Origin of the sequence: Nostoc sp. 2RC (genome assembly GCF_014222165.1) — a bacterium.
Classification (GTDB): domain Bacteria; phylum Cyanobacteriota; class Cyanobacteriia; order Cyanobacteriales; family Nostocaceae; genus Nostoc; species Nostoc linckia.
The window spans coordinates 44,409-53,357 of record NZ_JACKZU010000010.1 but is presented as its reverse complement, the minus strand read 5'-3'; the positions used below and the strand labels follow the sequence as shown (position 1 = coordinate 53,357).

The 8,949-nt window shown below is 40.5% G+C and carries 7 protein-coding genes; 6 read left to right on the top strand and 1 reads right to left on the bottom strand.

The annotated features are described in order from the left end of the window. Positions 1 to 203 precede the first annotated feature (203 nt). The 4 genes from pstB to hppD all read left to right on the top strand — a co-directional run bounded on the left by pstB (position 204) and on the right by hppD (position 4,499). Positions 204 to 983 carry a phosphate ABC transporter ATP-binding protein PstB gene (pstB, locus tag GNE10_RS02795; RefSeq protein WP_185563549.1) on the top strand — a complete coding sequence of 260 codons (780 nt, stop codon included), beginning with the start codon at positions 204 to 206 and terminating at the stop codon, positions 981 to 983. A gap of 150 nt (positions 984 to 1,133) precedes the next feature. Further along, positions 1,134 to 2,426 (top strand): NYN domain-containing protein, encoded by a 1,293-nt coding sequence (locus tag GNE10_RS02790; RefSeq protein WP_185563548.1) that lies wholly within the window; start codon positions 1,134 to 1,136, stop codon positions 2,424 to 2,426. Positions 2,427 to 2,611: 185 nt separating this feature from the next. Then, positions 2,612 to 3,316, top strand: a complete 705-nt coding sequence (locus GNE10_RS02785) for an SDR family oxidoreductase (protein WP_099067010.1) — start codon at positions 2,612 to 2,614, stop codon at positions 3,314 to 3,316. Positions 3,317 to 3,431: 115 nt separating this feature from the next. Continuing rightward, entirely contained in the window at positions 3,432 to 4,499 is a 1,068-nt protein-coding gene (gene hppD, locus GNE10_RS02780) for a 4-hydroxyphenylpyruvate dioxygenase (RefSeq protein ID WP_185563547.1), read from the top strand. A gap of 105 nt (positions 4,500 to 4,604) precedes the next feature. Here the strand turns inward: hppD and GNE10_RS02775 are convergent, their stop codons facing one another. Then, positions 4,605 to 5,687, bottom strand: a complete 1,083-nt coding sequence (locus GNE10_RS02775; RefSeq protein ID WP_099067012.1) for an MraY family glycosyltransferase — start codon at positions 5,685 to 5,687, stop codon at positions 4,605 to 4,607. 156 nt (positions 5,688 to 5,843) lie between these two features. Here GNE10_RS02775 and groL point away from each other — a divergent pair, with 156 nt between their 5' ends. After that, positions 5,844 to 7,505, top strand: a complete 1,662-nt coding sequence (gene groL / locus GNE10_RS02770; protein ID WP_099067013.1) for a chaperonin GroEL — start codon at positions 5,844 to 5,846, stop codon at positions 7,503 to 7,505. A gap of 299 nt (positions 7,506 to 7,804) precedes the next feature. Then, on the top strand, positions 7,805 to 8,947 hold the full coding sequence (gene corA, locus GNE10_RS02765) for a magnesium/cobalt transporter CorA (protein WP_185563546.1): 1,143 nt from the start codon (positions 7,805 to 7,807) through the stop codon (positions 8,945 to 8,947). The last annotated feature ends 2 nt before the right edge of the window (positions 8,948 to 8,949 follow it).

Genomic DNA, 8,949 nt, shown 5'->3' with positions numbered 1-8,949 from the left:
CTCCCCACCTCCCTCATTTTCTCAACAATGATTTTTGCGACATAACTTAATATAAACGTTTACTAACGGTATATTTGCTATATATTTACTATATACTTACGTATTTTCCATGAAGTTCTCCTTTTAGGAGTAACATAGTGAAACAGCACTGCTGATTTGTAATACCTTACTTGGTCAAGTATTGTTTCACACGTTTTGGGAATATGAGTAAACTAATTTCAGCCATCAGAGTCAAAAACTTCAGCTTCTATTACGAGACTCAAAAGATAGTTGAAGGTGTGTCAATGGATATTTACCAAAACCAAATCACGGCAATTATTGGTTCTAGTGGTTGTGGCAAGTCTACTTTTCTTAAATCGTTAAATCGGATGAATGAATTAGAAGCAGAGGTGACTGTTGAAGGAAGAGTAGAATTTTATGGACAAAATATTTATGAGCGTCGTGTCAATTTAAGTAGATTACGTCGCCAAATTAGTATGGTTTTTCCCAAGCCAAATCTTTTTCCTATGAGCGTTTATGATAATGTTGCCTATGGTGTGAAATTAGTTGGATGGCATCCGAAAGTAGAATTAGATGCAATTGTCGAATCTGCCATTAAAGCTGCCGAACTTTGGGATGAACTGAAAAATAAATTGCATAAATCTGCTTTAGAACTTTCTGGAGGACAACAACAAAGATTATGTATTGCCCGCGCTTTGGCAGTTAAACCAAAAGTTTTATTAATGGATGAACCTTGTTCGGGTCTCGATCCTATTAGTAGTATGCAAATTGAAAATTTGATTCAGAGCTTGCGCTCTGAGTTGACAATTGTAATTGTTACCCACAACATGCAACAAGTGACTCGCCTGTCTGATTTTACGGCTTTCTTTCACAGCAATGAAAATCGGATCACTCAAATGATTGAATTTGGTACTACAAATAAAATTTTTACAAATCCCCTTGATTCTCGTACCCGCGATTACGTTTTTGCCCGCATCAATTAAAATTTGGCTAAAAATCAAAACAAATGACTGTAATTTAATTCCCACGAGTTTTGAGTTTCTCTTGTGTTGGGCAATACTAATTTAAGCGAAGATAATTTTTTATAATATAAACTTAAGAAGAGTATCTGCTTTAGACCACCTCAATAAAAAATGAAATGTCCCCGGTGCGAATCTACTTCATATCGTAAAAATGGTCGTCGGAATGGCAAGCAGAATTACCTGTGTAAAAACTGTGGTAAACAATTCCTTGAACCAATACTTTCTCCTTTGGTAGAAAGTGATTTGATTGCTAATAGTAATGGAAATACTAAATCAACTGTGGCTGAAGCTACAGAAATTGCTTTAGCAAAAAAACTACCAGTAGAAGAAAAATTGACAGAAATAAGCCTTAGTTCTTTGAGTTCGCTTTTTGCTGAAGAACTCAGGAAAATTTTATTATCCCCAGATTTGCTAGAATCCGATACTTTTAACCAATTTATTCAAAAACTTCACCCAAAACAGGAAAGCAAACAGAAGCATCAATTAGAAACAAAAATTTCTCTTTTACTTTTAGACGCGGAAAATTTAAAATTAGATATTAATTCCGAATTATTTTTAGCTAGTATATGTGAGTATGCACTGGAAGTTAAATTAGCATTTGCTAATTGGAGAAATCCCAGTATTGGTAAGCACGATATTGAACTGTATAAGCGTGGCTATCAACTGATTCATGTGCCTGGAGGGAAGGATAGTGCTGATGCTAAAATGATTGGATTTGGTGCTTCTATATTACGCTCATATCCCACAGTTAAAGAAATTTTTGTCTGTTCTGGCGATGGAATTTTAGTTCACCTCTGTAACGAACTGCAAAATCAAGGCTTGATTGTTTATTGGGTGCGTAGACAAGGACAAACTTTGCATATAGAAAACAGAAATACTGGTAACTTAACTCATTATTCCATAACAATAGCTAGAGAAATTCCATCTTTGCAACAAGTAGTTGCAGAAATTCAGGATTTAATTAAAAATGAACAAAATTCAATCAATACTAAATTACAAAATTTAGCCACCATTGCGAATTTATTTGAAGAAAGGCGTAATCTCAATACTAATATTCATCAAAATACCCCAGAAATTGCAGAAGCAATTTATCCTCAAGATGAGTTATCTACACAATCGATTAACCTTAAACTAGAGGAAGAAGAAAAGTTTATTCAAATTTGCGATCGCCAGACATTAGATAAATTTTTATTAAAAATAATTCGAGATTTTCAAATCAATTCTCCTCAAACTAAATTATCTGTATCTAAACTAGGTACAGAGATACAAAAAATAACAGGAGTATCTCCTACTTCAATTCTCAAAAAGCTAAAATTAGGTTCTAGTTTTACCAAATATTTAGAATCATCTTCTACATTTGTATTAAAACCAAATGGCAAAGACTATGAGGTAATGCTGCAATAGAAATTTGCTTTGATGAGAAAAATTTACTTGTGTAGATAGGAGACTTCTTGCATAAGTCGGGAAAAGGGGCGCATGTTTGGTATTTTCCCTTTCCCCTTTAACCTTTTCCCTTTGACCACAAGAGTACCTCTTGAGTTCATAATTCAGTATTATGTAAAAAGATGTGAAGAAATGTAAATATTAAAATGCAAGATAAAGTCGTTGTTATTGTCGGTGCTACCGGCGGTATTGGTTCAGCCTTAACACGTAAACTTGCTTCTAGCAAAGTGAAGTTTGTATTGGCTGCGAGGGATGCGGTGCGTTTAACCACACTGGCTGCTGATTTACCAGGGCAAGTTTTGACTGTTCCCACCGATATTACCGATCCTCAACAAGTAAAGACTTTGATTGAAAAAACTGTTGCTGAGTTTGGTCAAATTGATATCTTGGTGAATGCTGCTGGTGCTGGTATACTCAAGCCTTACAATAGCCTGGAACCTGCTGATTTAGACAAAATGTTAGATGTCAACTTAAAAGGCAGTTTCTACACCACTCAGGCTGCTGCCCAAGAGATGCAAAAACACAAGTCTGGTCACATCTGTAATGTGGTAGGAATTCTCGGCAAGCATTCAATGGGGATGGCGGCGGCTTATTCAGCTTCAAAATTTGGTGTTGTCGGTTTTAGCAAATGCATGGCAGAGGAACTCAAGCGCTTTGGTATCAAGTTCACGCTATTCTACTTTGGTGGGGTAGATTCTCCTTTTTGGGATAACGTCAGCTTAAAAGTAGACCGGAAAAAAATGCTTAGTGCTGAAACTGCCGCCAATGCGATTTTCTTTGCCCTTTCTGCCGAACCGCAAGCTGTACCAATGGAGATAAACATTCAACCCGATAGTCATTTGTTTTTTTAGGTCTGGAGACATTGTAGTTCGCTTACATAATTCTTGCCTGGGAAAGACCTGAAAATTTAGCAAAAAAGGCAAAATTTAAAGATATATAAGCTGATATGCTGGATTTTCAGTAACTATGAAACTCGATAGCGTTCATTTCTATGTAGAAAACGCCAAAAAGTGGCGGGATTGGTTTGTAAACCATCTTGGTTTTCAAGCAGCAGCCCATCACAGTAGTTCATTTCATACTTGTACGGAAGTCGTTAAAAGTGGTAACGTCTGCTTTTTGCTGTCTTCACCACTGTTACCCACAAGTCCGGTGGCTGAATTTCTCCGTCAATATCCCCCCGGCGTAGCCGATGTTGCCTTTGCTGTGGAAGACGTAGAAGCAGCGATCGCACATGCTAAAATCCACGGAGCCACAGTTTTACAACCCATACTAGAAGAAAATGTAGGCGAAATATCTGTTAAGTCCAGCAAAATTGCCGCTTGGGGTGGACTGACTCATACATTGATAGAAAGAGGAGTAGATTCTTTCACCGCGTCTTGTTCTCCCCGTGTCCCTGCGTCTTCTTTAATTACTGCCATAGATCACATCGTACTGAATGTGGCAATTGGCGATTTAGAACGTGCTGTTGCTTGGTATGAAAACATCCTGGATTTTAAACCACAGCAGGTATTTAAAATTAAAACCGATCGCTCTGCTTTACATAGTCAAGTGATGGTTTCGCGTAACGGCAACGTCCAATTACCAATTAATGAACCAGCATCTAAAAATTCGCAAATTCAGGAATTTTTAGATGTAAATCGGGGGCCAGGTATTCAACATATTGCATTGCGGACAACAAATCTTGTAAGCGCGATCGCCAAATTTCGTGCTAGTGGTTTATCCTTGCTTTCAGTTCCCCAAAGCTATTACACACAATTAAAACAGCGTCCGAAATTTCCATTATCAGATATAGAAATTGCAGCGATCGCCCAACAAGAAATTCTCGTTGATTGGCAAGAATATACTCCTTTAGATGGACGAAATAACGCGCCATTATTACTACAAATTTTTACCCAACCAATATTTGAACAGCCGACATTCTTTTTTGAATTCATTGAGCGCCGTTTCCAAGCTCAAGGTTTTGGTGAAGGCAACTTTCGTGCTTTATTTGAAGCCATTGAAAGCGAACAAATCAAACGCGGTAGTCTACAATAAACCACTTGCACTCTTGTGGTCAAAGGGAAAAGGTTAAAGGGGAAAGGGAAAATACCAAACCTTTCCCCCTTTCCCCTTTCCTTTTTCCCGACTTCTGCAAGAAGTCTAATGTTGTTGACGTATCCTTTGCCACACAGTAAAGCCCAAAAGAATAATAATACTACTGGCGGTGGCTAACATGACAGCGAAAGTCATACCTTGTATTCTCATCGCTAGTAAGTTGCAAACTAAAGTAACTCCCCACAGTGTGAATGCTGCATGGCGTTGGGAGAGTCCCCAGGCTAGTAAGCGGTGATGCAGGTGGTCTTTGCCAGGGGTGCTCAGAGGGTTATTTCCTGCTAATAGCCTTCGTACAAATACTTGAGTAGTATCTAGTACGGGCAACAACAAAAATAAAACCGTGGGTACCAGAGCGTACACTGTGTTTTGTTGCAGTTTGCCTAAAATACTAGTTGCTGCCAATACATAGCCGAAAAAGTACGCTCCAGCATCGCCCATAATAATCCGTGACGGATGGAAATTGTGGCGTAAAAAGCCCAGTGCCGCACCCCCTAAGGCTGCCAAAACTAAAGTAGCCGCCGCACGATTGTTAAATTGAGCTGAAACCCCCAACAAACTCATGGCGGTAATAAAGCTGATTCCTCCCGCCAAACCATCCATCCCATCCATTAAATTGATGGCGTTGGTAATCCCCACTACCCATAGTACTGTCAGGCACATGGACAGAAGTGAGTCGATGGGTGTGCCAAACATCACTTTCACACTGATGCCGTTAGCTACGAGTAACAGTGCTGTGACAATTTGTGCCCACAAACGAACGGAGGGCGGTAAACCGAACTGATCGTCAATAAAGCCAACTAGGACTAATATTGAACCCCCCAAGAGAATAGTTAGTACCTGAGCCAATACGTTTTGGACTTCGATGGGTCGTAAAAGACTAGCTAATACCAGCGCGGCAATTACACCAGCGTAGATAGCTAGCCCGCCTGCATTGGGCAAAGGTTCTCGATTCAGCCGCCGTGCGTTTGGTTGGTCTGCCCAACCTACTCGCAAGGCGAATTTGCGTACAGTGGGAATTAAACGCCAGGTTACAAGCCAAGCTAAGAGGAATGTAAATACTACTGCCAACCAGCCGGTGCCGCTAGGTTCGACAATACCAAGGGATTTAAGGGAGTTGTCTAGGTTCATCTCCCAATTCAAGCATTACTGCCAGTATTTAATATGAGGATCACCTGTATATTAATCAATTTTTCAATTCCATTTGTAACTTGACTTGTTGGAGACATTAGCACTCTTGACCTGTGAGTGCTAAATTGTCTAATGGAAGCGCTTGAGAAATAAAACATGGCGAAAATTATTGCATTTGACGAGGAATCGCGGCGAGCTCTAGAAAGGGGTGTTAACGCCCTTGCGGATGCCGTAAAAATCACCTTGGGGCCCAAAGGTCGTAATGTCCTTTTAGAGAAAAAATTTGGCGCACCTCAAATTGTCAACGATGGTATCACTGTTGCCAAGGAAATTGAATTAGAAGATCCTTTGGAAAATACAGGTGCAAGACTCATCCAGGAAGTGGCATCAAAAACTAAAGATGTTGCTGGGGATGGAACTACAACTGCTACCGTTTTGGCACAGGCTTTGATTCGGGAAGGTCTGAAGAACGTTGCGGCCGGTAGTAATCCAGTGAGCTTAAAGCGCGGGATCGACAAGACTATCGAAGCGCTTGTAGAAGAAATTGCCAAGATAGCTAAACCAGTCGAAGGAAGTGCCATCGCTCAAGTTGCCACTGTCTCTGCCGGAAACGACGAAGAAGTTGGCAATATGCTAGCCCAAGCAATGGAAAAAGTCACCAAGGATGGTGTGATTACCGTTGAAGAATCAAAATCCCTGACAACTGAATTAGAAGTGGTTGAAGGGATGCAAATTGACAGAGGTTATATTTCTCCTTACTTTGTCACCAACAACGAACGGCAAATCGTGGAATTTGAAAATGCCCGCATTCTGATTACTGATAAAAAAATCAGCAGCATTCAGGATTTAGTGCCAGTGTTGGAAAAAGTTGCTCGTTCCGGTCAGCCTTTGCTGATTATCGCGGAAGATGTGGAAGGAGACGCCTTGGCAACCTTGGTTGTGAACAAAGCGCGGGGTGTACTGACTGTAGCTGCTATCAAAGCTCCTGGTTTTGGCGATCGCCGCAAAGCTTTGCTAGAAGATATTGCCATTCTCACCGACGGACAATTGATTTCTGAAGAAATCGGCTTGAGTTTGGATACTGCTTCTTTGGAAACCCTGGGAACTGCTCGCAAAATCACCATCGATAAAGAAAACACCACAATTGTCGCTGGTAGTGACAGCAAGCCAGAGGTGCAAAAGCGCATTGGTCAAATTCGCCGCCAGTTGGACGCCAGCGATTCTGACTACGATAAAGAAAAACTCCAAGAACGCATCGCTAAGCTAGCTGGCGGTGTGGCAGTGATTAAAGTAGGTGCGGCCACAGAAACCGAACTCAAAGACCGCAAATTGCGAATTGAAGACGCCCTGAACGCCACAAAAGCAGCTGTGGAAGAAGGCATTGTTCCTGGCGGTGGAACCACCCTAATTCACCTCTCCAAGGCAGTAGAAACAATTAAAAACAGCCTGGATGCAGAAGAAAAAATTGGGGCTGATATTGTCCAGCGTTCCTTAGAAGCTCCCTTGCGCCAAATAGCAGACAACGCTGGTGCTGAAGGTTCTGTGATTGTCTCCAAAGTCCGGGAAACCGAATTTAACATTGGCTATAATGCCGCTACCGGAGAATTTGAAGATTTAATCGCTGCTGGTATTATTGACCCCGCTAAGGTAGTGCGTTCAGCGATACAAAACGCTGGTTCCATTGCTGGCTTAGTCTTAACCACCGAAGCGATCGTTGTTGAAAAGCCTGAGAAGAAACCTGCTGCTGCTCCTGATATGGGCGGTATGGGTGGTATGGGTGGCATGGGTGGTATGGGTGGTATGGGCGGCATGTTCTAAACTCTGCTGACCCGAATCCAGAATTTAGAATCCAGAATCCAGAATTCAGAATTCAGAATCCAGAATTTAGAATTTAGAATCCAGAATTTGCTGGCTCTTAAGATTAATATTTTTGCAGCAGTTTGTCTTGCCAGGGCAAACTGTTTTTTTATACCATTGCTGATTCAGAAGCAATATGTTATCTCTATTGCTGGTAACTTACCACCTTTTTTTACTTTTTATAAAATAACGTGTATATCATCCCCTCTCATTCACCAATGACCAATGACCAATGACTAATGACTATTAGGTAATATTTCATGCCACGAAAATTGCACCGCGCTCTAAAAGTAGTAACAAAGGCATTTGAAGATGAGTTTCGCCACCAACCAGGAACTCTGCCAGGGACAATTTTTATTGATGCAGATGCTCCACAGCCAATAATTTTCTTGATTGATTACAACCAGACGAATTGTATTCGCGAACAAATATCAACTCCAGAGGAATGTATGCCATATCTAGAGATGGAAAGCGTTTCTTGGGTGGACGTACAAGGTTTAGGTAGTCAAGATATCTTACAAAGATTGGGTAGAGTTTTTAATTTACATCCTTTGGTTTTAGAAGATGTAGTCAATGTACCAGAGCGTCCGAAAACAGAGGATTATGAAGACCAATTAATTTTCATCTCTCGGATGGTAGTACCCAAGGAAAAAACATGTGGTTTTTATAGCGAACAAGTGAGTTTGATCCTGGGTAAAAATTATTTGCTGACAGTCCAAGAAGAACCAGAACATGATTGTTTTGAACCAGTGCGATCGCGAATTGAAAAAAGCAAAGGCATCATTCGCACTAAAAAAGCTGATTATTTAGCTTATGCTATCTTAGATGCCATTATTGATGGCTATTTTCCAGTGCTGGAACTTTATGGCGAGCGAATCGAAGAATTAGAAGAAGAAGTGATAGTTAAACCAACTCCACAAACACTACAAAATATTTATCAAATTAGGCGAGAATTACTGCAATTACGTCGTGCTATCTGGCCACAGCGAGATGCAATTAATTCTTTAATTCGTGATGGCAGCGATTTAATCGGAGAAGAGGTGGGAATTTACCTGCGAGATTGTTACGACCATGCTGTACAAGTAATGGATATGGTGGAAACTTACCGAGAACTAGCATCTGGACTCATGGATGTATATCTTTCGGCGGTGAGCAACAAAATGAATGAAATCATGAAAGTGTTGACAGTGGTTTCGTCAATTTTTATTCCATTGACTTTTGTGGCCGGAATATATGGTATGAATTTCAATACCGAGAAATCGCCATATAATATGCCTGAATTAAATTGGTACTGGGGTTACCCGGCATGTTTAGCAGTTATGGTGGCCATCTCAGTTTGTCTTTTATGGTTTTTTTGGCAGCGAGGCTGGCTACAAAATTCTGTACCAGTTAAGCGTGATTAAAA